22 protein-coding genes are annotated in these 24,384 nt (G+C 60.3%); 10 read left to right on the top strand and 12 right to left on the bottom strand.

What is annotated here, in order from left to right:
* The 8 genes from otnC to P775_RS00945 all read right to left on the bottom strand — a co-directional run bounded on the left by otnC (position 1) and on the right by P775_RS00945 (position 9,301).
* Positions 1–636 carry a 3-oxo-tetronate 4-phosphate decarboxylase gene (otnC, locus tag P775_RS00980; protein ID WP_099909208.1) on the bottom strand — a complete coding sequence of 212 codons (636 nt, stop codon included), beginning with the start codon at positions 634–636 and terminating at the stop codon, positions 1–3.
* On the bottom strand, positions 633–1,907 hold the full coding sequence (gene otnK / locus P775_RS00975; RefSeq protein WP_099909207.1) for a 3-oxo-tetronate kinase: 1,275 nt from the start codon (positions 1,905–1,907) through the stop codon (positions 633–635). Before otnK ends, otnC begins: the two co-directional genes overlap by 4 nt.
* Positions 1,904–2,818, bottom strand: coding sequence for an L-threonate dehydrogenase (gene ltnD, locus P775_RS00970; RefSeq protein ID WP_099909258.1), 915 nt, complete (start codon positions 2,816–2,818; stop codon positions 1,904–1,906). Before ltnD ends, otnK begins: the two co-directional genes overlap by 4 nt.
* A gap of 214 nt (positions 2,819–3,032) precedes the next feature.
* Positions 3,033–4,868 carry a type II toxin-antitoxin system HipA family toxin gene (locus tag P775_RS00965; RefSeq protein WP_218967597.1) on the bottom strand — a complete coding sequence of 612 codons (1,836 nt, stop codon included), beginning with the start codon at positions 4,866–4,868 and terminating at the stop codon, positions 3,033–3,035.
* A gap of 141 nt (positions 4,869–5,009) precedes the next feature.
* The gene (scpB, locus tag P775_RS00960) at positions 5,010–5,600 is read right to left on the bottom strand and encodes an SMC-Scp complex subunit ScpB (RefSeq protein ID WP_099909206.1); all 591 of its coding nucleotides are present in this window, start codon (positions 5,598–5,600) and stop codon (positions 5,010–5,012) included.
* A gap of 2 nt (positions 5,601–5,602) precedes the next feature.
* Positions 5,603–6,493, bottom strand: a complete 891-nt coding sequence (locus P775_RS00955; RefSeq protein WP_245875514.1) for a DUF1403 family protein — start codon at positions 6,491–6,493, stop codon at positions 5,603–5,605.
* A 338-nt stretch (positions 6,494–6,831) separates the two neighbouring features.
* On the bottom strand, positions 6,832–7,920 hold the full coding sequence (locus P775_RS00950; protein WP_099909204.1) for a ParB/RepB/Spo0J family partition protein: 1,089 nt from the start codon (positions 7,918–7,920) through the stop codon (positions 6,832–6,834).
* On the bottom strand, positions 7,907–9,301 hold the full coding sequence (locus tag P775_RS00945; RefSeq protein WP_099909256.1) for an AAA family ATPase: 1,395 nt from the start codon (positions 9,299–9,301) through the stop codon (positions 7,907–7,909). Before P775_RS00945 ends, P775_RS00950 begins: the two co-directional genes overlap by 14 nt.
* Before the next feature lie 593 nt (positions 9,302–9,894).
* Here P775_RS00945 and P775_RS00940 point away from each other — a divergent pair.
* A complete protein-coding gene (locus P775_RS00940; protein ID WP_099909203.1) occupies positions 9,895–11,121 on the top strand; it encodes a replication initiation protein in 1,227 nt (408 codons plus the stop codon).
* Positions 11,122–11,250: 129 nt separating this feature from the next.
* Here the strand turns inward: P775_RS00940 and cynS are convergent, their stop codons facing one another.
* Genes cynS through P775_RS00920 form a run of 4 tightly spaced genes read right to left on the bottom strand, consistent with a single transcriptional unit; the run spans position 11,251 to position 14,897 of the window.
* A complete protein-coding gene (gene cynS / locus P775_RS00935; protein WP_245875513.1) occupies positions 11,251–11,721 on the bottom strand; it encodes a cyanase in 471 nt (156 codons plus the stop codon).
* A 36-nt stretch (positions 11,722–11,757) separates the two neighbouring features.
* Positions 11,758–12,666 (bottom strand): ABC transporter ATP-binding protein, encoded by a 909-nt coding sequence (locus P775_RS00930; protein ID WP_099909202.1) that lies wholly within the window; start codon positions 12,664–12,666, stop codon positions 11,758–11,760.
* 11 nt (positions 12,667–12,677) lie between these two features.
* A complete protein-coding gene (gene ntrB, locus P775_RS00925) occupies positions 12,678–13,511 on the bottom strand; it encodes a nitrate ABC transporter permease (protein WP_099909201.1) in 834 nt (277 codons plus the stop codon).
* A 3-nt stretch (positions 13,512–13,514) separates the two neighbouring features.
* Entirely contained in the window at positions 13,515–14,897 is a 1,383-nt protein-coding gene (locus P775_RS00920) for a CmpA/NrtA family ABC transporter substrate-binding protein (protein WP_099909200.1), read from the bottom strand.
* A gap of 234 nt (positions 14,898–15,131) precedes the next feature.
* Between P775_RS00920 and P775_RS00915 the strand changes: the two genes are divergently transcribed.
* The 9 genes from P775_RS00915 (at position 15,132) to P775_RS00880 (ending at position 24,363) form a co-directional block, all read left to right on the top strand.
* Positions 15,132–16,955: a sigma-54 interaction domain-containing protein gene (locus tag P775_RS00915; protein WP_245875512.1), complete on the top strand. Its 1,824-nt coding sequence runs from the start codon at positions 15,132–15,134 to the stop codon at positions 16,953–16,955.
* A 353-nt stretch (positions 16,956–17,308) separates the two neighbouring features.
* Positions 17,309–17,509, top strand: a complete 201-nt coding sequence (locus tag P775_RS27435; protein ID WP_143520754.1) for a hypothetical protein — start codon at positions 17,309–17,311, stop codon at positions 17,507–17,509.
* Positions 17,510–17,558: 49 nt separating this feature from the next.
* Complete coding sequence (locus P775_RS00910) at positions 17,559–18,068, top strand: DedA family protein (protein WP_099909198.1); 510 nt, start codon at positions 17,559–17,561, stop codon at positions 18,066–18,068.
* A 518-nt stretch (positions 18,069–18,586) separates the two neighbouring features.
* Positions 18,587–19,036 carry a hypothetical protein gene (locus tag P775_RS00905; RefSeq protein WP_143520753.1) on the top strand — a complete coding sequence of 150 codons (450 nt, stop codon included), beginning with the start codon at positions 18,587–18,589 and terminating at the stop codon, positions 19,034–19,036.
* A gap of 2 nt (positions 19,037–19,038) precedes the next feature.
* Positions 19,039–19,422, top strand: coding sequence for a hypothetical protein (locus tag P775_RS00900; protein WP_099909196.1), 384 nt, complete (start codon positions 19,039–19,041; stop codon positions 19,420–19,422).
* 43 nt (positions 19,423–19,465) lie between these two features.
* Positions 19,466–19,837: a hypothetical protein gene (locus tag P775_RS00895; protein WP_099909195.1), complete on the top strand. Its 372-nt coding sequence runs from the start codon at positions 19,466–19,468 to the stop codon at positions 19,835–19,837.
* 67 nt (positions 19,838–19,904) lie between these two features.
* Positions 19,905–23,618, top strand: coding sequence for a hypothetical protein (locus P775_RS00890; protein ID WP_099909194.1), 3,714 nt, complete (start codon positions 19,905–19,907; stop codon positions 23,616–23,618).
* A complete protein-coding gene (locus P775_RS00885) occupies positions 23,602–23,886 on the top strand; it encodes a hypothetical protein (protein ID WP_099909193.1) in 285 nt (94 codons plus the stop codon). Before P775_RS00890 ends, P775_RS00885 begins: the two co-directional genes overlap by 17 nt.
* 15 nt (positions 23,887–23,901) lie before the next feature.
* On the top strand, positions 23,902–24,363 hold the full coding sequence (locus P775_RS00880; RefSeq protein WP_099909192.1) for a hypothetical protein: 462 nt from the start codon (positions 23,902–23,904) through the stop codon (positions 24,361–24,363).
* Positions 24,364–24,384: the final 21 nt, after the last annotated feature.

The raw sequence follows: 24,384 nt of genomic DNA, 5'->3' as shown, positions 1-24,384 counted from the left end.
TCAGTATCCTCCGCCCAGTTCCGATATTTCGGCCTCTGTCAGGTAATGAACTTTCTCCTGACGCAGGACGAACAGCAGTTTTGCCGTCTCTTCGAGCTCTTCTGCGTTGTTCACCGCATCGTCGATGTCGCGCCCCAGAACCACAACGCCGTGCGATGCCAGAAGAAAAGCCTGCGCTTTGCTCTGTTCGGCAGCCTGTGCCAGGTCCCGGCCAATCTCGGACGCGCCGGGACGGTAGTAGGGAATGACCGGCATGTGACCGATGCGCATCACGTAATAGGGTGTGAAGGGACGGATCGCGTTGTCGCGCGGCAGATCCTCAAGACAGGACAGCGCCGTCAGATAGGTCGAATGCAGGTGAACAATCGCTTTTGCCTCGGGGCGCACCTCGTACAGCGCGCGGTGAAACGAAAATTCCTTGGACGGTTTCGGGCCGGGCGTTGGGGTGCCATCGGCCCCCACAACGGCCAGATCGTCAACCGACAGCCGCCCAAGGCTGCTGCCCGTGGGGGTCACGATAAACCCGCCCTCGTCACGACGGACGGACACATTGCCCGCGCCGCCGACCGAATAGCCCCGATCAAAAAGGCTTTTGCACAGGAACACCATGCGCTCTGCCCGGGAGTGGTCATTCATGACTGAACTTCCTTGCGAATGGACTCTGGCTGGCAGTCGAGGAAGAAATCTTCAGCCCCAAAATTTCCCGACTTCAGCGCGAGCGAGATTGGCCTGTTGACGGCGCGCACCCACGGAACGCCCGGGGCGATCTGGGGGCCGATGGCAAAGCCGCTGACGCCAAGGCCCTGCGTGACCGATCCGGATGTTTCGCCACCCGCGACCACAAAGCGGCGGATGCCGCCCTCGGCAAGGCGTGCCGCCGCCACAAAGAATGTCCGCTCGACAGCCTCGGATGCGGCGCTGCCGTGGCGCGCCTGAATCTCGCGCAGGCGCGCGGGATCCGCCGTCGCCGTGATCATCGGTGCTGCTCGGCCGTCCTGCGGTTGCGCCAGGACCCAGTCGGCAAGTTCGATGCCATAAGCCTCGGCATCGGCAAGGCAGCGTTCCACATCCACGTCATGGGTCGCGGCCAGCTTGCGATAGGCCGCAACCTGCGTGTTTGTCATCTGCGAACAGGACCCTGAAATGACCACACCCGGCCCATCCAGGGGGGCGCCGGCATCAGCGGCTTCCTGTGCCTGCGTCCCGACATTCAGCGCCCGCGCAATACCTGCGGCAAGCCCGGACCCACCCGTGACCAGCGGCATGTCACAAATCGCCTGGCCCAGAACATCCAGGTGCGCGTCCGAAATCGCATCCAGCACGACGTAACTGCAGCCGTCGGCCTTTAACGCCGCGATGCGCTGACGCACGGCCTCTGCGCCCTGATCGACGACAGTTGCCTTAACCAGACCGCACCGACCACTGGATTGCGCCTCCATCAGACGGATCAGGCTGGAATCGCGCATCGGCGTGATCGGATGATCGCGCATGCCGGAATTCTGCAAAAGCTCTTCTGCGACAAAGAGGTGCCCCATGTAGACAGAGCGACCGTTCACCGGAAGTGCGGGACAGATCACCGTCACCGTTTCCCCCAGCGCCGCCATCAGCGCGTCCGTGACAGGTCCGATATTGCCCTTTGCGGTCGAATCGAAGGTGGAACAGTATTTCTGAAAGATCTGCGTGCAGCCCTGCGCGCGCAACCAGTCCAGCGCGGCCAGGCTTTGCGCCACCGCCTGCTCGGCCGGGTTGGAACGCGACTTCAGGGAGACCACGATGGCTTCGGCCTGCACGGCGTCATCGTTTTCGGGAACGCCGATCATCTGAACACAGCTCAGCCCCCCAGAGACAAGGAAACCGGCAATGTCCGTGGCACCGGTAAAGTCATCCGCGATGACGCCGATCTTCACGACTTGTCTCCAGCGGTCGGCAGGTCGATCCCCGCAAAGGTCTTGATCACCGCGCTGTCATCTTCCTTGCCGTATCCCATGTTCGACGCCTGCTGAAACATCGCAAACGCAGCCGAGGCAAGCGGCAGCGGAAAGGCATGTGACCGCCCGGTTTCCGTCACAAGGCCAAGATCCTTGACAAAGATATCGACCGCAGAATTCGGGGTGTAATCCCCGTCAACCACGTGGCGCATGCGGTTCTCGAACATCCAGGAATTTCCGGCGGCGTTGGTCACCACCTCATACATCGTCTCAAGCGGAATGCCGGCACGGGCGGCCAGCGCCATCGCCTCGGCCCCGACGGCAATGTGCACACCGGCCAGCAGTTGGTGGATGACCTTGACCGTTGCGCCCTGACCGATGTCCGGGCCAATCTCATAAACCTTCGCCGCCACAGCGTCGAGCACGGGCGCCAGCGCATCAAAGGCCGCTCTCGGGCCCGATGCCATCACCGTCATGTCGCCGCTCGCCGCTTTCGCGGCACCGCCGGAAACCGGGGCATCCAGCATCAAAAGACCGCGGGCGGTGATATCGAGGCCAAGCGACTGCGCATCCGCGGCAGACTGCGTGCAGCTCACCATGATCGTACCACCCGGCCGCATCCGGGAGGCAATGCCCGTATCACCAAGGATGGCATCCCGCGCCTGCGCCGCGTTGACGACAAGAACAATCGCGGCGTCGAATTCCGTCGTCAGCTCTGATGCGGAAACGGCGACAGCTTCACCACCGGCCTTTGCAAATGCGTCAAGGCGGTCGCGGCTGAGGTCAACGCCACTTGTCGCCAGACCAGCGCGCAGGCACGACAGAGCGGCCCCCATGCCCATCGAGCCAAGTCCGATAACGCAAACCCGGAATGTGTCTGTATTGCTCATTTTCGCCTCCCTCTTCGAATATTTTCCCGCAAAAATCACAGAAATGCGCATGTCGCAACACGGGTTTATAAATTCGTAACATATAGTGATCATATATTCACACGTTTAAATCATATCTGCACACGCCCTCCGAAAGCGACGTTTACAGCTGGATCGCGGCATACGTGGACACGCCGCACAGCCGGTTCCATCGCGACGTGACGGCAGCCAACCCTTAGGCAAAGGCCGCGGCACGCCCCCGGCTCAGGGCAATCATCGCCGCCGCTCTTTCCCGAATGTCGGCGTCCAGTCCGGGCAGCTCCGGCAGGACAATGTCCTCCACCGCTTGCACAAAGCGCTGCACCAACCCGTCGATCACAGCGCCGGCACGGCCCGCAGGCAGTCCGGCAGTCGCGGCCACCTGCAGGAAATCACTGCGGCGCAGGCGGTCATCCTTACCGTTCAATTTCAGCGCCATGCGATCATGTTCAAGGTTGGGAAACACTCTGGTCGTGACCGCATCATAGAGCGGCGCCAGACGAATGCTGCTGAACCGGTCCGCCGCCGGTTCGGCCACCTTCAAAAGCGCCATGTTCTTCAGATGCATATCCCCGTCGCCGATCAGCCAGGCAAACACCGCCCGCTGGATTACCAGAACCAGATCCTCCTCAGGGGATGTGGACAGCGGCCGCACGGCACGCGCAATCCGCTCGATGGTTCCGTCATATTTGGCCTCCGGCGGCAGATCGAGCACTGAACACAAATCCTCCAGCGCAAGGCGACGCCCATCCCCGGGCGCGGTGCGGATGTCAAACCGTTCGACCAGCAAGGCCGGGGGCATCCCATCCGGCATGGGTACCAGCGCAGTCTCCGGCGCCTCCAGCCCCGAGGCGCGCCCAAGCGCCATGGCCAGATATTCGATGACCGGCAGCGCCTGAAAACCGCTTGTGCCCGCAGGCTTCAGGATATGCGTGAACGGCAGGCCACTGCTGGGGGACAGTGCCCCGTCCTCATCCAGAAACATCGGGGCCTTGATCTGGACACCGGACAGGCGCGGCGTATCGGCCCGCGCATAAAGACGTGCCAGCCCTGCTTCGAAATCCGCCTCGAACCTGCCACGCCCCGGACCGGCATAGCGACCTGTGAACACGCCGTCTTGCGTAAATCCGGTCAGCCGCCCTGCCAGTATGTCGGCGGGAAGCGTGACAAAATCAGCCTCACTTTCGCTGACCATGATATTGGACATATACCGTTTTCCCGAACGCAACACGCCCCGCTCATCGCTGTCGTTCAGGACCCGTTCCAGCCAGCCCTCGGGCAGCAGCGACAGGATAAAGGGCGGCAGCTTGCCGGGAATGCGCTGCTGCACAAGCGGCAGATCGAATTCTGCCCTTGGCTGCCAGCGCCATTCAAAACCGTCATGGCGCAACTGCCCGATCGGCTGGCCATGCCAGGCCACGGCAAAGGTGATCGCGGCTTCGTTGCGCACTTGTACTGGAACGGCGGTGCGCAGAAGATAGCGTTCCGCCTGCTCGCCTTCGCGATACCACTGGTTTTCACGGGCCAGCGCCCAAACCGCATCGGCGGCCTGCATGGGTGTGCCGTATTCCTCGCTCAGCCGTGCCGCGACGCCCATGCGCATCACATCGTCCAGCGACGCTGCATGTTCACTACGCTGGCGAAAGCCCTCAAGAAACCGCTGTCGCAGCGCAGAGACAGGCATCCGGAATTCCCCCGCGCCGTCGTCAACGATGGCCGTCGCGGTCGCCGGATGCTCCGGGGCGATGTTCTGGATGATCTCCAGCGCCCGGATCCTGGTACGCTGGTTGCGCTTACCGCTCAGGAACAGACGCCCATCGCGCGCGGGAGCAAGCAGCGCGGAACTGGCACCTGAAAGATAGGCCTGCGGATAGAGGTAATGCGCAATCCTCACCGCATGACGCAGGACCGTCCCGTCGATATCATCATCAGAATCGACATAAACGCCGCGCATAAGCTGCACGATCCTGCCCGTCTGCGCCTGATAATGCGCGCGGGTCTTGTCAAGGTTTTCACCGATGAGATAGAGCAAAATTATAACTTTCACGTATGTGGAATGCGCGAAAGTTATAATTGACCACGGCATCCGTCAAGTGGATCAAACCTTCACGCATCTCACATGCGCGAAGGTCAGAAAATGAGCCCCGCAAAACCACAGCTCAGACCGCCCATCTTATGACTCGGCCAGCACCCCGTCATCGACCAGCTGATCCCGATCCGGCAGATCGCGCAGGGACTCCATCCCGAACACCACCAGAAACTGGTCGGTCGTCACAAACGTATAGGGCGCGCCGCGCTGCGGGCTGCGCGGGCCGGTGCCAATCAGTCCCTGGGCATGCAGCCGCCCGATCAGATCGCGGCTGATCTCCTTGCCAAAGATATCCTTCAGCCCGTCGCGGGTGATCGGCTGGTGATAGGCAACGGCCGCCAGCACGGCAGTGTCAAAGGTGCTCAGGTCCAGATCCTGCCCAGCCACATCCGCCGCCGCCCGGATCGCGTGCGCATAGGCGGGGCGCGTGCGCAGCATCCAGCCGCCCGCCACCTGCGCCACCTCAAAAGACCGCCCCTCAAGATCCGCCGCCAGATCCGCAATCAGCAGATCAACCGACGCCCCCTGCCCCACCACCCGGGCCAGAGCGTCGCGTGAAACGGGCGAGGCGCTGGCAAACAGCACTGCCTCGATCCGGCGCATCCAGTCACGCCAGCGCAGCTCTGCCGGCAACTCTTCCAGTTCACGGTCTATCTCTGATTTTTCCCGCGCCATGCTCAGACCCCGTACAGGCGAAAGGTGTCGCGCCCGGTCAACTCGCGCACCACGCCCAGCTCCACCAGCCGGTCACACAGCCGTCGCGCGGCGCGGTCGGACATGAAGGATCTGAGGTCCGAAGGTGCCACCGCATCGCGGCTCAGGAACATCTCGACCGCCCGCGCAGCACCCTTCGCGCGCAACTTTGGTGCCACGGCGTTCAGCCGCGCGGCCCGGCGCGCCAGATCCGTCGCCAGCTGGATAGCCTCTGCACAGCTGGTGCGCACAACACGATGGCAGGCCTGCCGCAACTCTTCTCCAGTTTTGCGCAGATCCCGTGATTTGATGTTCGGGCTCAGCAGCGGCACCACATGGGTCCAGCCCATCCTGCGCGCCAGGGCGGCATCAGCCAGGATCAGTGCCGCAAGGTCTGCGCGTGGATTCTGGGCCAGCACCGCCTGCAGAACCTCGGCCGACCGACCGACCGGCGCACCCGGCCCCGCGCCCAGCCATCCGGCGATATCGTCCACATCCACTTCCGGCAGGGCCTTCTGCACAGCCCCCGCCGAAATCCGCCGCGCCCCTGCACTCCGCCATTGCTGATACACCGCGCCCGCCGGACCGGGCAGATCACCGGCGCGCATCAGATGCACGGCGTCACGCAGCTCCCCGGCCCGTTCGCGCCGACCGCTCAGCCCAACGCAGGTCTCTGCTGCGCGCAAGGCCATACGCGCACGCAGCAAGGCTTGCGGCACCTCCGCACGCACCAGCACAAGGTGCAGCGCACTCAGCGCGGCACCTGACAAAAATGCTAAATCCTCGGGGGTTTCGTCGCGCGCCCCGGTGACCCAAGGCGGCATGCGGGGCAAAGTGTTGAGGGGATCCTCGATAGGAGTCTGAACAGGTTTCATGGGACGACCCTATCCAACAGCGGCGCTTGTTACCAGATAATATCAAGCCTAAACGCCGTAGAGCTTATGATCATTTAACGTCCAATAACCTTCATTTATCGGACATGTTAATAAGGTTTGTTTAAAACCCCATTACAGCCGCTGAAATTCAAAACAAGGCAGCAAAAATCAGGATATCAGCCGTGTGGTGCGCTTGATCAAACTCACTGATGCTCCCAGCGCGCCGGGGGATCGGAGGCACGCATCCCGCCTGTCCAACCGGCCAAGGATCAGCGGGGCGCTGGTTGGGTAACGGCCGAAGCCGCAAACCCAGGGGCTGAGGTTTCGCGCGCGAAACCTCAGAGTTTTTCCAGCAGGTGGCGGATGTGATCCATCACCGCATCAACCATATCGGAATCCACCGCACGGCCATGAAACCGGATGGCATAGCCTTCGGGGCCGCTGACCTTTTCGATGGAAACGCCGTTCGCCAGCGACACCACCGGACCTGCCTTGGGCTTGCGCGCAACCTTGGGCCGTCCGCCACGCGACGGGTCGGGCGCTGCCCCTTCCGCGCTTTCAACAAAGGGCAGCAGGACACTCCATTCTGCCTCTGGCCCGTCCACCTCTGCCTCGTCAAGGGCGTCACGCATGGCGTCCCCCTGCCCTGCCCGCAGCGCCGTGGCGATGCGCAGACACTGGCGTTCCGTCAGCGCTGTCGCGTAGCGCAACATGTCACCCAGTTCATCGTGGATCAGCGCAAAGCTGCGGATCTTGGATCTTTTGGTCTTTGACCCGCTCTGGAACAGCGTCGTGACGGCCTCATCAATGCTCGCGAACACGCCGTCATGCACCGACACAGCGGCGGCTCTGCCACGTTCATACTGGCTCAGACCGACGCGGATTTCATTCTCTTCAATCATCGCGACCAGCGTTGCGGCAATAGAGTCCGGGGCACGTACAAAGGCGGCGATCGTGCGGTACTTCTCTCCGCCCGTCATGGCATTCAGCTGGCGATAGGCCGCCAGCCGGCGAAAGCCCGAGATCAGCGCATAGCGCCCGGCGGCCTCTGGGTTGGAGGGTTCAAACACCTCGATCGGGAGGCGCAGACCATTGCGCGTGATCGAATCGATCAGCTCTCGCATCTCTTCTTCGTCAAGGTTCATCCGATCGCGGGTCAGCGCATCTGCGGTCACCTCATGGATCGGGATCTCGCGCGCGACCAGCCCCTTTTCCATCGCCAACCGCATCGCCTGGGCATCGACCTTGTCGCGCGCCACGGCCTCTCGGGCCAAGGGGGGCAGCGGATCGGAATTGAGTGCGGCATCCGCAACCACATCCGCGATCGGAGGCCGGGTGCTGGGGCGCGAGGTTTCGCGCGCGAAACCATCTTCAATTTCCCTCAACGCCTCAGCAGAGGGAATTTCCAGCTGTCTACGCTTTGCCATTCTGCGCCTCCTTCATCATCTTTTCATCACGCCACCATGCGCCGATCAACAGCTCCTTGAATTCGGCGTAGGTCCGGTCAAACGCCTCGCGGCCCCGGGTATAGGTCTCTCGGTTGTAGTTGCGGTAATCGGCCTCGTAGATGCCGGACACGCTTTCGCCGGCCTGCCCGACCATGGCGGTGTATTCCTGCCGGTAGGCGTTCATCATGTCGCCGAAATAAGCCTGAATTACATTGGCCATATCGGTCTGCTGGCTGGCGTCGAACCGTGTGATCAAGGCACGCACCGCATCCCATTCAAACTTCATTTCGGGCAGGCCCGCCCGTTTGCGACCCGCGTTCTCGCCATCCTCGATCGACGCGAAGGTCGAATAAAGCATGTCAAAGAACCGCCCGGTGGAATCGAATTCAAGGAAGGAAGCCCCCAGAGGCACCAGCAGGATATCCGCCGCGGCCAGTGCGTTGATGGTGAGATAGCCAAGCGCAGGGGGGGTATCCAGCAGGATGATATCGTAATCCTCCAGCGCGCCACCCTGATCAAGCGCAGAGGTCAGCGCATCCCAAAGCGGCCAGCTGCGCAGCGCCATGCGCCAGACCGGGATCTGGAATTCCGCCCAGTAAAGGTTGAGCTGCGCGCCGACAAGGTCGATATTGGGCCAGTGGGTTTTCTGCACCACGTCGCGCAGCGAAACGTTCAGCGCCTCTGTCAGGGTTTCGTCCAGAGGGTAGGGAGCATCACCCGCCGCCTCGCGCACCCGGTTTTCCGCCACAAGCTGGGTGGCGTAATCCTTGGCCAGCAAGGGGAAAACCGTCTGCCATTCATCGGCCACCTGACCGCCCATGATCGACGTCATGGAACCTTGGGAGTCGAGATCGATCACCAGCACCTTGTAGCCATCCAGCGCGGCGGACATGGCAAGGTGTGCGGCAGTCGAGGTCTTGCCCACGCCGCCCTTGAAGTTCGCAACGGCCACCACCTTGGCGGGCAGGCCTTCGGGACGGTAGGGGCGGTATTCCTTGGTGCTGACACCCTCTTCGGCAAAGTGGTCACGCAGCTTGAGCACATCTTCAAGCGTGAACCAGCGCGCGTTGCCGGCGCCTTCGCCCTGGGGCAGGTCGGGGTATTTGTTCAGCACCCGGCGCAGATGGGCGGGGGCGACGGGAATGAGGTAGCGACAGATTTCCCAAGTCGAGAATTTTCGCAAGCGCTTGCGCCCGTCGGGGGCATAGCCACGCTTGGCCAGATCATCGCGTCCGCGCGCGGCAAAGGCGGCTGCCTTGGCGAATCGGGCGGTATCCACGGGGTCGCCAAGACGGGTCGACGCGCGTTCCGGATCGAGGTTAAAGTAAGGGGGCAGGGGAATGTCGGGTTTGCGTACCATATGTTCGGGTGCCTGTATCAGATCGCGCGATTTGCGCTCTATCGTGCAAATCATCGCACATCTTGGATGTGATGTGAAACAGCATCTGTACCCGCACATAAATGAGTCCTGACGCTGGTTTCGCGCGCGAAACCCCCCTTCATCTGGTTAATCCCTCAAAAAGAACGACACATAAAGCTTGTTAATCTTTAGATGTCTTTACAGACTTTGAGGGATAAGTCCTGTTCGTTATCAAGATGTTAAGAGTGTCTAGGGACCCGTCCACGGGAAGATGGGCACCCGTTTGCGGGGGCATGGGGACCCGTCTGCAGGACAAGGGACTCCGATTCTCGGGAAGAGGGGGGCCAGCTTGCGGGGCAGGGGGGCCAAGTGCATCAAACAGAGTCTGTTTCGGCCTGTTGCATGAGTCCGGCAGCCTAAAATCCCGCTTGCAAGCACGCATTTCAACCATAGGAACCCGTTTGCGGGATGATGCCCTACCGTAAACGGGTCCCCAAAGAGGAATTGTCGTCAGGTGCCTATTGAGGCATGATAGAAGCGAGCAGAAGACCGTGACAGATCCGGATCAGCGGACACGGCAAGAGGGCAGAGCGATGGCGCAGAAGACAGTCCCGCAGGACAGGCTGACCGGACCGCTGCGGCGGCAATCGGTGAAAAAGAATGTGGCCGCGATCCACGTCTCGGGCAAGCTCACACTGCTGCAGCGCAAGCTGTCCAATGTGCTGTTGCTGAATGCCTATGACTCTTTGATCACGAAGCCCAAACATCAGATCGATGCGCGTACGCTGTGCCTGATGGTGGGCTACAATTCCAACGACATGGACACGCTGAAACAATCCCTGCGCAGTCTGGCCGAGACGACGGCGGAATGGGACATGCTCGACACTGAGGGGCGGCAGGAGTGGGGCGTGAGTTCGCTGCTGTCCTATGCGAAGCTCAAGGCCGGGATTTGTGAATATGCCTATTCGCCCGCGCTGGCCGAAAAACTGCACGACCCGAAGGTATTCGCGCTGATCAACCTCAACATCCAGCGGCGCTTCACCAGCGGGCATGCGCTGGCGCTGTATGAGAACTGCTATCGCTTCGTGCGCACGGGGAGCACGGGCTGGTGGCCGATTGATCTGTTCCGTCGACTGATGGGCGTCGATGGCAGCGAATATTACGAGAGCTTCAAACATCTGAATGCCAAGGTGATCAAGCCGGCGGTGAACGAGGTCAACAAGACGTCGAACATCCTGCTGGTGCCCGAGTTTCGCAAGATGGGCCGACAGGTGACCGAAGTGCGGTTCCGCATTCGCGAGAACCCGCAGCTGGCGATGCTGGATATTGATGATGGCGAAGGTGTGCGGCAGGGCGTGGTCTATCACCGGCTGGTTGCGGTTGGGGTCAGTGACCGCCTGGCGCGGCAGTGGATCGCCGAACATGACGAAGACTATGTGCGCGAAAAGCTGGACTATCTTGACGGGCGCAGCGGCGTGGAAAGCCCGGTGCGCTATCTGACGGCTGCGTTGAAGGGCGATTACCGCGACGCGCCAAAGGCTGAGCCGGTTGCGGAGCCGGGGCCGCAAGGACCGGAGCGGGACGCCGAACTGAGCCGCAGGCGGCAAGCGCGCGCGGCGCAGATGGCGCGGGTGCAAACTCTGGTTGCAGGACGCAGCCCCACGCAGCGCGATGCCGACAAGCGGCTGTTTGTGGCGCGGGTGCGCGACGCCGGGGACCGTGCGGATTTCGCCCGCAACGGCTGGAGTTCGGCGGCGAACCTAAAGGCCATCGTCGCCTTCTGGGAAGAGATGGAGCCGGGGGCGTTTGACGGGGTGTGATGGGTTTCGCAGCGGTGCCGCGATGCTGACAGGTCTGTGCTTTGGAAGCTCTTGATGGCGCGAACGGTGCTTGCAGGGCCTGTCTGAACCTCGCGCGCCGTCGGGGGCAGCCGAAGCTGCCCCGCAGTTTTACCAGCTGTTGTAGCCGAGGTATTTGCCGGACATCTCGACCTTGACCCGGTCGCCCTTTGGGTGTTCGACGCGGGTGACGGACATGTCGAAGTCGATTGCGGACATGATGCCGTCGCCGAACTTTTCCTGAATCAGCGCCTTGAGGGTCGGGCCGTAGACCCCGACGATTTCGTAAAAACGATAGATGCAGGGATCGGTCGGCACCGCCTGTGTCCAGATCTTGGTCGGGCTTTCGGCCAGCAGGGCCTCTGCCCCTTGGGGCAGGCCCATGACGCTGACCATCAGTTTGGCCTTTTCGGGGGGAAAGGCGTTCATGCCCATTGCCGCGGAATGGGTCCAGACCGGGGACATCCCGATTTTTTCTGCAATGCTTTCCCAGGTCATGCCGGCCTGCTTCTTGGCCGACAGGATCATGGCGGTGACATCTTCCTTGGTCATCGTGTCAGTCATGGCATATTGGTCTTTCATGGTGGTTTCTCTTGTCGTGGTGAAAAGGGGCGATGCTCAGGTGATCACGGCGCGCAGCCGACGCGGCGCATCGCCGGGCCCGTCGGCCGCGGGACCGGTCCTGTCGATCCGCACCGTTTCGGGCCGGTTGGTCGCAGACCCTTTGGCCTTGCCGGAAATCTCTTTCGAGCGCTGGCCGAGGAAGTGCACGAGGTGGTTGCGGATGGCGTAGTAGTTGGCATGTTCGACGATATCGGTGCGGTTGCGCGGCCTGGGGATCGTGATTTCGACCGATTCCGCCACGCGTGCAAAGGGGCCGTTGGACATCAGAAGGATGCGGTCGGCGAGCAGGATCGCCTCGTCGATATCATGCGTGATCATGAACACCGTCTGTTCGGTGCCGCCCCAGATCTTGAGCAGCTCGTCCTGAATGGTGCCCCGGGTCAGCGCATCAAGCGCGCCGAAGGGTTCATCGAGAAGCAAAAGCTTGGGGTGGTTGGCAAAGGCCCGCGCGATGGACACCCGCTGGCGCATCCCACCCGACAGTTGCGAGGGTTTGCGGTGAATCACGTCGCCTTCGAGCCCGACCATGGCGAGGTAGTTCTTTGAATGGTCGATGACCTGCTGTCTGGACCATTCAGGATGGCGGGCGGCGACGCCGAAGGTCACGTTCTTGAGCGTGCTGAGCCAGGGCAGCAGAGAATAGTTCTGGAACACCACGCCGCGATCCAGCGAGGGGCCCGACACTTCGAACCCGTCCATCTTGACCACACCGCTGGATGGTTCGGCCAGACCCGCGAGGATGTTCATAATCGTCGATTTTCCACAGCCGGAATGGCCCAGAATGACGACGAATTCGCCCTTTTCGACGCCGAAGGTGGCATCCTCGAACACAGTCAGATCGCCGCCCTGACCGTCAGGATAGATCTGCGTCAGGTTTTCAACGCTTAGAAACGGTTTGGACATCCGCACATTCCTTATTCCACATAGGCCACGGCGCGCTGCACGACGCCAAAGGCACAATCCAGCAGCATGCCGACGATACCGATCATCAGGATCGAAAAGACCACAGAGGTGAGGTCGAGGTTGTTCCATTCGTTCCAGACGTAGTAGCCGATGCCTGTTCCCCCAACGAGCATCTCTGCCGCGACGATCACCAGCCAGGCGATGCCGATGGAGATGCGCATGCCGGTCACGATGGTCGGCGCGGCGGCCGGCAGGATGACGGTGAAGGCGGTGCGCAGATGCCCGAGTTCATGGGTGCGCGCCACGTTCACCCAGTCCTGACGGACCCCTGCCACGCCAAAGGCGGTGTTGATCAGCATGGGCCAGATCGAACAGATGAAGATCACAAAGATCGCCGAGGCCTCTGAATCCTGGATGATGAACAGGGCCAGCGGCATCCATGCCAGCGGAGAGATCGGCCGCAGCACCTGAATGAACGGGTTCAGTGCCTTGAAGGCCACTTGGCTCATCCCGATGAGGAATCCCAGAGGAATGGCGACCAGCGCCGCCAGCAGATACCCCGTCAGAACCCGGTAGAGCGAATACCCGATCTGGATGCCGATCCCCTTGTCGTTGGGGCCTGCATCGTAGAACGGATTGCTCAGCTCTTCCCATGCTTTGACGATCACCTGACTGGGGGCGGGAACGCCCGCCCTGGGTGCGCCGCCGCCGGTCAGGCGTTCGTATTCGGTCAGTTCACCCACGGCCTGCTGTGCCGGAATGGCGGCCTCCCAGATCAGGATGGTGACCACCAGCAGGATGACAGACAGAAGGGCCGCGCGTTGGTTCAGGCTCAGCTTGGCCATACCTTAGCCCTTCTTGATCGCGAAGCTGTCGACATAGGCCTCGGGCGTGGCGGGATCGAAGGTCTTGCCCATGATCATGTGCGACTTGTAGGTGACGTCAGGCGCCTCGTAGCCCAGATCGTTCATCACCTTCTTGCAATCGGCGGCTAGGTAGACCTGTTCGGCCACGGCCTTGTAGTCGATCTCGTTCTCGATATAGCCCCAGCGCTTCATCTGCGTGAGGATCCAGACGCCCATCGAATGCCAGGGGAAGGGGTCGAAGTCGATTCTGTCTGGCACCTGCTTTACCTCGCCCAGCCCGTCGGCATAGGTGCCGGTCAGCACCTGTTCGATCACCGTCACAGGCTGGTTGAGGTAGTTGGTCGGTGCGATGGCCGCCGAGATTTCCTTGCGGTTTTCTGGCTTGCTCGCGTATTGGGTCGCGTCGATGATAGACTTCAGCAGCGCGCCATAGGTGTTGGGCAATTCCGTTGCAAACGACAGCGGTGCTGCAAAGGCACAGCAAGGGTGGCCTTCCCATATTTCCTTGGTCAGCAGGTGGATGAATCCGATGCCTTCGTAGACCGCGCGCTGGTTGAACGGATCCGGCGAGAGATAACCATCAAGGTTTCCGGCGCGCAGGTTCGCCACCATTTCGGGAGGTGGGACGACGCGGATCTGAATGTCGACATCCGGGTCGAGGCCGAATTCGGCCACGTAGTAGCGCAGCAGGAAATTGTGCATCGAATATTCGAAAGGCACGCCAAAGGTGAAACCCTTCCACTGGGCAGGATCGCGCTTGTCCAGGTGCTGGTTCGACAGCACGATGGCCTGCCCGTTGATGTTTTCCACGGCGGGCATGATGTAGGGTTCAGCCACCGACCCGGCCCCCAGCGTCATCGCCAGTGGCATGGGTGTCAGCATGTGGCTGGCGTCGTATTCGCCTGCCAAAGACTTGTCCCGTGCGACCGCCCAGCCTGCGGTCTTGATCACCCGCGCGTTCAGGCCGTAGCGTTCATAAAAGCCCAGAGGTTCCGCCATGATGATCGGAGTGGCGCAGGTGATCGGCACAAACCCGATGTTCAGGTCGGTCTTTTCCGGCGTGCCGAGATTGTCGAGGATCGCGGCCTTTGCCGCGTTCATCGGAAATACCGAAGCCAGCGCCGCCGCCATCGTGGAGCCGCCCATCATCCCCATGAAGGACCGACGCCCAATATCGCTTTGGCCAAAGACAGAGCGCACAATCGCGCTTTCGACAGCGCGTTCCAGCATGCCTTCAGAGGTCGAAAGGTCGATGGGGTCTGTGCCTGCAACTGCGGTGGTGACGCAGCTGCTGCAACCGCAGTCGGCGCCGTGCCGCAGATCGGTCTTCGACGAGAACGGATTTCCGAGGCTTTTGATGGTCATCGCACACTCCAATGCATGGTTTGGTTAATGTTGGCGGACGGGCCAAGCTTTCAGAAGGGAGTGGACGGGAAAAGGTGAAATCAATATTCATGAATTATTTCAGTATCCTAGGTCATGTTAACGCTATCGACGCTTTACGAAATTCCGTAATTTACGATTTTTCGTATTGCTCTGCCTGCCGTGTCCGGGTTCAGTTCGCGGATGAGCGAAACGCCAAGACAGCACGATTCCCTGATGAGCGCCGCCTTTGGGCCGACGCTGCTTGTCGATCTGGGTGCAGATACCATCCTTGCCGCAACACCAGAGGCTGTGGATCTGTTTCAGGATGCCGCTCTGGTGGGGTCGCGGCTGTCGCCACGTGTTGCTGCGGATTTCACCCAGCTGATCGTTTTTATCGATGAGGTGTTTCACCGCAAGGAGGCCTGGACCCGCCGGGTTGAACTGCAAACCGCGCAGTCCCGTCGCCTGAACTGCGAGCTGCACGGGCGACCCTTTCCTGATGCAGGGGCAGAGGTGCTGTTGCTCAATATCATCGACCTCGACGCGCTGGACCACCGCACCGAACTGGATGAGGCGGCCAAGATGTATGGCGGCGGCCTGCTGGAATGGCAGCGCGCGCAGGCGTTCTTTTCCGAACTGGAACGTCAGAACCAGCTGATCCTCAACGCGGCTGGCGAAGGAATCTATGGCGTCAATGCGGATGGCAAGACAACCTTTGTGAATCGCGCTGCGCAGGAAATGCTGGGCTGGACGACGGATGATCTGTTGGGTCGCGACATCCACAACATGATCCACCATCACCACCTGAATGGGGCGGTCTATCCATCGCAGCATTGCCCGATCTATCGGTCTTTCCGGTTCGAGCAGGTCAACCGCATCGGCGACGAAGTCTTTTGGCGCAAGGACGGCCGACCGATCCGCGTGGAATACGTGTCGACCCCGATCTACGAAGGTCAGGTTCTGGTGGGGGCGGTGGTGATCTTTCGCGACATCACGGAGCGGTGGGAGAGTGAACGCAAGCTGCGTGATGCCATGGAAGAGGTCGGCGCCTTGCGCGACAGCCTTATGCAGGAAAATGCCTATCTGCAGGAGGCGATCAACATCGAGCGCGCGCACCACGACATCATCGGGCATTCGGCGGCCATCCGTCAGGTCATTGCCCAGATCGAACTGGTGGCGCGCACCGACACGAATGTCCTGATCACCGGAGAGAGCGGAACCGGCAAATCGCTGGTCGCCTCGGCCATTCACAACGATAGCAGTCGCAGCCGCCGCCCGATGATCCACTTCAAAGGCGGTGCCGTGGCGGGGGACATGATCGAGAGCGAATTGTTTGGCCATGTGCGCGGGGCCTTCAGCGGGGCGGTACGTGACAAGCCGGGCAAGCTGGAACTGGCGCATGGCGGCACGCTCTACATTGATGAGATCGCGGACATTCCGCTGCATCAGCAGGGGCAGATTCTGGAAACGCTGCAACGGCGGGCGGTCACCCGGCTGGGCGATGACCGCGAGCGCGCGATTGATCTGCGTGTCATCGCGTCGACAAATCGGAATCTGGAAAGAGAAGTGCAGGCCGGGCGGTTGCGGCATGACCTTGTCCTGTTTCTGAACGTCTTTCCCATACAATGCACGCCTCTGCGTGAACGCAGTGCAGACATTCCGCCGCTGGTGTCACATCTTTTAACACTGGCCTGCAAAAAGCTGGGGCGCCCGCAACCGATTGTCACCGAAGGCATCATGCGTAAGATGCAGCAGTATGACTGGCCCGGGAATGTCCGGGAACTGGCCAATGTCATTGAACGCAGCGCTATCGTGTCCCATGGGGGCAAGCTGGTGGTCGATATTCAGAACCCGTCCGCCCCCAGCCTGCGCAGTGCGTCGACACTTTTGACCGAGGCCGATATCGAACAGATCCGTATCGCCAACATGATCGCCTGCCTGAAAGAGACGGGTGGCCGCGTCTCTGGCGCCGATGGTGCCGCAGCGTTGATGGGGATACGCCCCACCACCCTTTATTCACGCATCCATAAACTTGGGCTGTCGTCCGAGGATTGGTAGAAATTCAGGGGGGTATTTCGTGGCGTTTTCGGGCTTTGTTTGTCGCTGGACAGCCCTTGCGGTCGCGTGCGCCAGATCCTGCGGAATGGCGCGGCAAATGGGTCGCATTCTTGAAGCGCCCCGCCTTGAACTTGACCCGCTTGTGCGCTGTCTGCCAGCTGCGCCTGCGACGCGAAAAGCGATGAGTGTGTTTCAGGTTCAAGGCGGGACGCTCTAAGCCTCGAAAGCCAGTCAGTTCGTCGCTAGATCAGTGGAACTGGCTCTGACGCATCTGCCGAGTCTATGGCAAGATGCAGGGGACATTTGCGGTGCCGCTCAGCAAAAGCGCGCCATGCAGAAATGGAGGTTGTCACATGCCAGATCAGCAAGAGCGTGATATCACGGCAACGAGCCTGATCGGTGTTCTGTCCGAAGGGTCTGCGCTATCAGAGGTCAGGATCATCGCGATTGCAGGACGGCGCAGTCATGACATGGTTCTGGCGCGCGGACCTTGGTGGTTGTCTGGCCAGCACAGGTGTACACATGAAGCGATCCTGCAACGACGGGGGCCCTGAGAGATGTACGCAGCGATACACCCCTTGCATCCGACTGGGCGCATGACGGATGAGTAGTCTGCTGCCAAGCATCGGGTCGATGGGGATCTGGGGGTACTGGGTCATTGGTCTGATGACGTTTTTCGAGGCGCTTGTCCTGACCAGTGTGTTTTCACCGGGGACCGTTGTGGTCGTCCTGGGTGGGGCGCTTGCGGCGCGGGGCATTTTCGACATCGGCGACATGATCTGGTTTGTCGGGATAGGCACCATTTGCGGCTCACAAGCCAGTTTCTGGATCGGCACCAAGGGCGAGACGCTTTTTGGTGAAGGGCGCGCGGTTCTGTCGGTTGCGAACCTCGCGCGGGGCAGGCGTTTCTTTGCAAAATACGGTGCTGCAAGCATCGTGATTGGGCATTTTCTTGGTCCGTTGCGGCCCATCGTACCGGTTGTCGCCGGCCTTTCGGATATGGGGTTGCGCCAGTTCACGCGCTGGAATGTCATAGGCGGCACGGCCTACGCAATCACGATGGTCAGCGTCGGCTATTTCTTTGGAACGGCGATCGGTCTCTTTGGCGGCTGAGCGGCTGCATCGAGGTTTCTCCATTAAATCACCCCCCTTCCGCCGAGACCAGCCAGAGGTTTGGCGCAGGTGCTGGATCCATATCACGCAAGCAATGGTATCGCAGGGAGAGCAGACGCCTTTCGGGCGCTGCATATTGGTTGAGGCGTTCGTAAGGAGCGGATCGCCAATCCAACATTTCTGAACAAGATGGCAATGCCATTCAATCGCTGTAAGCCCCCGGATTCCAAAAATGGAATCACGAAGCATTGCAGATAGCACAGAATATCAATCACCTGTCCAATGTTAAATTTGATTTAAAATAAAATGCGCGCTAGACAAAAAAACAAACACGGTGCTACGATAATTTAAGTTGCAAAGGTATGAAACACAATCGTGCAGGTTGCGGTTTGACGGCTTCGCCGAAAAGTCAGGACTTTTGAAATTTTACGGCGTCCGGTGCATGTTGTGGTATTGGAAATTTGCCAATTTTTTGGTTGTTGATGGTTTGCGTGCGCCCATAAAAGGGACCGAGTGATTTGAGTTTTTTGAATACATCTGCCAATATTAGCGGAAGCGAAACGTCAATCGCGATTGCGCCGCGCCCGGATGATATGACGCCGAGCAGACCTGGGGGCGTGTCGAATCCGGATGTGCATATGGTTAACGCGACACCGGTCAGGATCACGTCCGTTCAGTTCGAATATCAGGGAAAAAAGGCTGATCTTCTTGAGAATATTGCGCCCTACGAGGTCGCAGCGCCCCCTGACTATATCATGGGTCTTTATCAATCGGCGAAACAGCTGAGTGCCAGCAGCGTTATGGCTTATGCTTTGACAGTCAATTTCGAAACGGGACCAAGTTTCACGCTCACGCTGAATTTGAGCACCGCATCGCAAGGGTCAGAATATCTGACATTTTATCTAATGGCGCGCGGAATTTTTGTTGTCAACGATGTCGGTGATCCACGCGCCGTGAGTTGGGTGTAGCCATGGCTGGCACGAATACAGTTCTTGGGGCTGTTTCCGTTTTCAATTCAACGGCAACACAGATCTATATCACCGTGAATAACGGGGCAGACAGGTTTCTGATATTTCCGGCAGCGACGGCGACCGACTGGATGCCCTCTGCTGTGCGTCCGCCGCTGAGCCTGTGCAGTTATCCCGCGCCCGGAGTGATCGGAGTGGGACCAAATTACGTCTCGATCACACCTGCAACCGCACCGGGGATCGCGAATGCGACAATCGTCGTGCCGACAAGCGTGCAAACGGGCGATGCGTTGCAGCTCTACCTGGCTGCGGAATCGAGCGACGCCAACATGTGGATGTTGCTGTGCAACGGCGAGCCAGTGGCAGGGAGTGTCCATATCGAATGATCCAACCCTGAAACAATGACCAAGACCCAACGAGGAGAAACCAATGTCCAAAGTCTATATCTTCAACGCGGCGCCGATCAGTCTTTACATGACGGTCAACAACGGCCCGAAACGGTTCACCGTCGCGGAATGTGATTCCACCTCCTGGGCGCCAGGTGTGCCCGCAGCCGCTGACCTGCCAGTTTTCACCGGCAGCGCGTCCGGTGCCCCCGGTGAGTTCAAAGTGGGCGTCAACAGCGTCGAGATCACTCCGACCAGCGGGGGCGGCCAGTCGAGCGTGAGCATCACGATACCGACGTCCGTAAACCCCCGCGATGAGCTTCAGATTTACATCTTCTGGGCCAGCACCACGAGCGTTTCCTGGATGCTGCTTTCTGATGGCGCGCCAATTCAGGGATCGTTTGTCATTCCCTGATCTGCCGGTTCTTCCCTGCGCCGTGAGGATGCGGCGCAGGTATCAGTCCCACAAGAGGTGTCGGGTTGTGACATATGCGACGGGCAGCGACGGACTTTCTTTCCTTGATCCGATGAAGGATCTGGGGGACGGTCTTTATGCTTTCAGCATTGCCGGACCGATGTGGCTTTACGTGCTGACAATGGCCCCGCCGCAAGCCGGGGCTGCACTGACCTTTGACAGGTTTTGGCAGACGGGGGTGGGGTGGTGCCTGTTTACGCCGGTTGATCTTGCCCAGGTCGATATCCCCGCATTTGCCACCGAAGCGCGCAGGAAATTGCCGCCCATCGTCCCGCAAACGGGCAATGCCAACGCTTTTGTCTGGCTGCGTGCCGCGGGTGATTTCGACAACAAGATGTTCATGCAGTGGATCCCGGGTTCGAAGCCGCGGGAGGGGACCGGCGGGTGCAGTGCGTCATTCGACTGCGACAGGTTCAGCATTGCCCTCAATGCGCAGATCGGCGCGAGTGGCGCCCTGTCCTTCCTGCTCAACGACAAGGGCGGCGGCGCACCGGCATCGATGACGCTGCTGTGTGACACGGCAAACGTGTCCGTCACCGTGGATGGTTTGGTGCAGACCGCCGGGTATCCGGTGAATCCGCGCAAGTGGGATGACACCGCCTGGGTTTGCCAGATTGCGTTTGATGGTCCGCAGACGGGCAGTCTGGCAATGCCTCTGGCGCTGGATCTGGGCACGCTGGCCGATCAGTTCGGTCTAGAGACCGTCTATCAGTACAATTCAGCCCATATTGCCGATGGTGCGCCGCGCAGCGATGATCTGCACATTCTGCGGATGCCCCTGTTTGCGCCGAAGGCACCGGCCCCGACGGATCAGAAGGGGCTTTGCGCCTTCAACGTCTTGCTGAACCCCTACCGGCCCCACAGGCCTGAAGCTGCCGGTCTGCGCATCGACCGAGCGGGCCGGATGCTGGGCGGGACAGAAGCTGCGGGCCCTTCAAACCAAGCCAGTCAGGTTGCCAATGCCCGTGCGTTGGTGTCGCCCTATGGGGCTGCGGTGAATGGGGCGGTTGTTGCGCTGACACCTGCCGATCCGCTGGAAGAGGGTCTACCCTTTGATGCCTATATCGGTGGTGGCTTTGCCTACTCCCCACCTCTTGCAGCGGTGCCGGGTGACGCCGCGCCCACCCCGATGAGCCCCGCCGGGGTGTTCCTGCCGTCCATGGAGACGCCGGGGGAGCAGCGCACCCGTGCGACGGCCCAGGCACCGCTGGCGCGCCCCATCGATATGATGCCGGGATTGTTTGCGTTGGATTTCGTCCGGCTTGCGGAAGGGGACCGGATCAATTTCGAACCTCAGCATCCGGCCTACATCCCCCCGCCGGACAGCGCCCCCGTGCAAGGTGGCCTGACGACTTCCTATGTGTCGGTGCGCAAGGGCCCTGCCACCACGGGCCGCGCCTATTTTGGGCAATCGCGCACCGCCAATCTGTTCTTGCCAGACGAGACCGCTGCAGAAGGGTTTTTGTTCGCCGCGCTTGCCCAGCTGTCTCCGCTTGAAAAAACGCCTGCCTTTCCGATGCTCTTTGTCGGCGCCGTTTTTCTGGAACACCCCGGACGCGGCCCGATCAACCCGGATGTGACAGCCGCGCTGATTGGCCGTCTGGATCAAAAGGCGCTTGGCCCGAAACGACACAGCAGGTTGCTGGATGCCCCGAACGGCGCGAAGGTGATATTGCCAACAGCCCTCAGCGTGCGTGAGCGCATGAACGGGTCCGACACCCATCCGGTGATCACGCCACAGGGATATATCGTCAATGTAAATGCGAACGGCATCTTTACCGATGTGACGCTGGGAGTCGGCACCGGCACGGCGATATCACCTAACGCCTTGCGCTTTGATGGCACGGGGGATCCAAAGAAGGTCGCCCCGGCGGTTTCAACGCTGCTGACCCGCGAGAACCTGTTTCTTGTGGCGAGCAAGGTGGATCCCGCCTGGAATTTTCAAAACCGGATTGAGGTGGCGGGATTTGAATTTGCAGTGGCCCTTGATGGTGTGTGCGGCGGGATCGAAACAGGGTCCCGGCCCTCTATCCTGATCATCAAGCTTGATCCGGTCCGGACCCTGCGTGAAATGGCGCTGGACCCGACATCCTGGACCGATGGCGGCGCCTATGTCGATGATGTGGACGGGATCGTTGCGCGTCTGGCGGCATTGTTTGCAGCCGCCGATCCCGAAAAGGCCGTTGTGGGCGAAGATCCGTTCACGGCCTTTCGCGGCTTGCTAGACAACGCCGCGTGGACAGGGGTCATCGCATTTGACACACCGATAGATGGCAACGGGATGCCGCCGGATCTGCAAATGCTTCTGGGGGGGATCCCCGGGCAGCTGGTGGCGCATCATGTCGGTATCCAGACCAGCAAGGTCACTGCCGCGAAGGTTGCGCAATCGTCGGTCTTTGGGGTGATCAACTATCACCGTGACGCCAGTTCTGACACTGATGGCCCGCCACCCGAGGACCCGCAGTATGAGGTGGCGGAGCTGGTCGCGCAGATCGGAAATTCAGCCATTGTGCAACTGCATGTCACTGTGGATCTGATTGTCAAAACGCTGCTGGGCCGCGACGTCGTCCTTCCCGTCACGCAAGAGAATCCAAAGGGCGACACGCTCAGCATCAAGGGCCGGTATCAGGTGCACGGAGATATCGGCAGGGTGATCTTTGTCAGCGAGAACGCCTTTGTCTTTTCCCCGGTTGTTTCCGGCGACGGGACGGTTCGCATCGTCGAAAGCATCCGGATCACCCATGCCAGCCTTGTGCCCGTCACTGCCGGCGAGGCTGGTCAAAGTCGTGTCGAGGATGCGGATGTGACCCATGTTGCGGCGAATTTCACGCTGGATGGAGAGTTGTTTTTCGATGCGGATCCATTTGCAGGCTCTGGCGGGCTGGACCTGTTTTCCTATGGCACGCCGCTGCCCGTAGCAGGCGGAAAAGAGCATGGGTTGGCATTTTCAGGACTGACGGTTTCGATTGATTTCGACCTTGATGCGCAGGGGGCGATGATCGCCAGCAGCAAACAGGTGCTGTTGCATGAAACGACGCTGACGCCAAAGGCGACACCCACGGCGGTGCGCCCGCACAGCCTGCTGGGCAGTTTGCCGATGCAGCTTACCGCTTTTGAAGTGGCTGATCCTGCGACCAAAACCAGGGTTGCAGGCCGCGCAAAGGCGGTGAATGTGCTGGAGTTGATGGCCCCGAGGCCTGCCGATGATGGACCTAGCGGCGACGGTGATGCCCGCTCAGCTGCGTCGCCTTTTACGACGAACACGCCGACTTATGGACTGACCTACAACATCTCTTTGGGATCATTGGGGTCGTTGTCGGATGCACACGCAGGCATGTCGGCTGCGCTGACCATTGCATGGGGCCCGTCGCCCACCGTGCCGGATAGTGACGCCGCCTGCGTCATGGTCGCTTTGCCGTCCCTGTCTGCGGGGTATCAGGGGTTCGATCTTCAGGGGTTCATCTCAACCAAGTTCCAGACAGCGAACTTGCTCAAGGTGGCCATGGACGATGGCCGCAACGTCTATGCGATGTCGTTTGACAACGTCCAGCTGGCGGTCTTCGGCTTTGGCCTTCCGCCCGGCGTGATGATCGATTTTGTGCTGTTCTCAGGAAATTCCGCAGATGCGCAGGCAAAGGTCACGGATGCCAGCAGCATCGGCTGGATGCTTTCTGCCACGACAGACAAAGGCACGGAGGCGCAGGATGAGCACGGTCAATGACCTGATGACGTATCTCAACAAGAGTCTTGCGCTGGTGCTGCCCGTCCTGCCGCTCGGCCGCTGGACGGCGGCGTTGACGAGCTTGTGGTCGGCGCCGGTCGAAAATTGGGCCGATGGGGAGCCTGTGCCCGCCATCGTAGACGTTGTTCTGCCCGTACCCATCACCATGCCTATAGCGGGTGGCAAGCTGCAGATGTCCGAAGCGCATATTTCAATTGCAAAATCCGCCTCTTTCAAGGGGGCGGGCAATCTTCCACCGCAATCGTAAACAAGGAGATTTACCATGCTAGATGACCCAGTCCCGAGCACAACCGCATCTACAGCCGTTTCCGTCAGTGCAAGTTTCATTATCGGTGGCCAGAACGTCAAGGTCACGAGTCAGGACATCACCAAGATCGCGGAACAGGGGTTCAAGTTTTCGCTTGCAGCCCCGATCACCTTTGGCACACCGCCGGACCTGCTGAAATGGATCAACACCGAATTTGGCGCCAAGATTGATGTTGATGCTATCCAGAAGGCGATCTCGGAAATCCCGTTCAAATCGATCAGCAGTATCCTTGATACATTCTGGAACATGTCGCTGATTGTCGAAGTGCTGAACATCGACACCAAGGCGGGCCTGTTCGAGATTGCCATCCTGCTGCAGGCCAGCGACCCCAAGCCCGATCCGATCTTCGGGATCTTGCAGATCGACTCCCTTGGCTTTGGCGTGACCCGCATCGGCGCGCCCGACCCTGGCAGCTGACAGACGTAAACCAACACGGTC

Origin of the sequence: Puniceibacterium antarcticum (assembly GCF_002760615.1) — a bacterium.
Lineage (GTDB): Bacteria > Pseudomonadota > Alphaproteobacteria > Rhodobacterales > Rhodobacteraceae > Puniceibacterium > Puniceibacterium antarcticum.
Note: the sequence above shows the minus strand (reverse complement) of the source record. Positions and strands in the feature narration are given on the sequence as shown.

What these genes read in the sequence shown, in the direction of transcription:
- otnC (WP_099909208.1), bottom strand. Translation starts at nt 636, where the DNA reads ATGAATGACCACTCCCGGGCAGAGCGCATGGTGTTCCTGTGCAAAAGC.
- ltnD (WP_099909258.1), bottom strand. Translation starts at nt 2,818, where the DNA reads ATGAGCAATACAGACACATTCCGGGTTTGCGTTATCGGACTTGGCTCG.
- scpB (WP_099909206.1), bottom strand. Translation starts at nt 5,600, where the DNA reads ATGGCGCGGGAAAAATCAGAGATAGACCGTGAACTGGAAGAGTTGCCG.
- P775_RS00955 (WP_245875514.1), bottom strand. Translation starts at nt 6,493, where the DNA reads ATGAAACCTGTTCAGACTCCTATCGAGGATCCCCTCAACACTTTGCCC.
- P775_RS00950 (WP_099909204.1), bottom strand. Translation starts at nt 7,920, where the DNA reads ATGGCAAAGCGTAGACAGCTGGAAATTCCCTCTGCTGAGGCGTTGAGG.
- P775_RS00945 (WP_099909256.1), bottom strand. Translation starts at nt 9,301, where the DNA reads ATGGTACGCAAACCCGACATTCCCCTGCCCCCTTACTTTAACCTCGAT.
- P775_RS00940 (WP_099909203.1), top strand. Translation starts at nt 9,895, where the DNA reads ATGGCGCAGAAGACAGTCCCGCAGGACAGGCTGACCGGACCGCTGCGG.
- cynS (WP_245875513.1), bottom strand. Translation starts at nt 11,721, where the DNA reads ATGAAAGACCAATATGCCATGACTGACACGATGACCAAGGAAGATGTC.
- P775_RS00930 (WP_099909202.1), bottom strand. Translation starts at nt 12,666, where the DNA reads ATGTCCAAACCGTTTCTAAGCGTTGAAAACCTGACGCAGATCTATCCT.
- ntrB (WP_099909201.1), bottom strand. Translation starts at nt 13,511, where the DNA reads ATGGCCAAGCTGAGCCTGAACCAACGCGCGGCCCTTCTGTCTGTCATC.
- P775_RS00920 (WP_099909200.1), bottom strand. Translation starts at nt 14,897, where the DNA reads ATGACCATCAAAAGCCTCGGAAATCCGTTCTCGTCGAAGACCGATCTG.
- P775_RS00915 (WP_245875512.1), top strand. Translation starts at nt 15,132, where the DNA reads ATGAGCGCCGCCTTTGGGCCGACGCTGCTTGTCGATCTGGGTGCAGAT.
- P775_RS27435 (WP_143520754.1), top strand. Translation starts at nt 17,309, where the DNA reads ATGCCAGATCAGCAAGAGCGTGATATCACGGCAACGAGCCTGATCGGT.
- P775_RS00910 (WP_099909198.1), top strand. Translation starts at nt 17,559, where the DNA reads ATGAGTAGTCTGCTGCCAAGCATCGGGTCGATGGGGATCTGGGGGTAC.
- P775_RS00900 (WP_099909196.1), top strand. Translation starts at nt 19,039, where the DNA reads ATGGCTGGCACGAATACAGTTCTTGGGGCTGTTTCCGTTTTCAATTCA.
- P775_RS00895 (WP_099909195.1), top strand. Translation starts at nt 19,466, where the DNA reads ATGTCCAAAGTCTATATCTTCAACGCGGCGCCGATCAGTCTTTACATG.
- P775_RS00885 (WP_099909193.1), top strand. Translation starts at nt 23,602, where the DNA reads ATGAGCACGGTCAATGACCTGATGACGTATCTCAACAAGAGTCTTGCG.
- P775_RS00880 (WP_099909192.1), top strand. Translation starts at nt 23,902, where the DNA reads ATGCTAGATGACCCAGTCCCGAGCACAACCGCATCTACAGCCGTTTCC.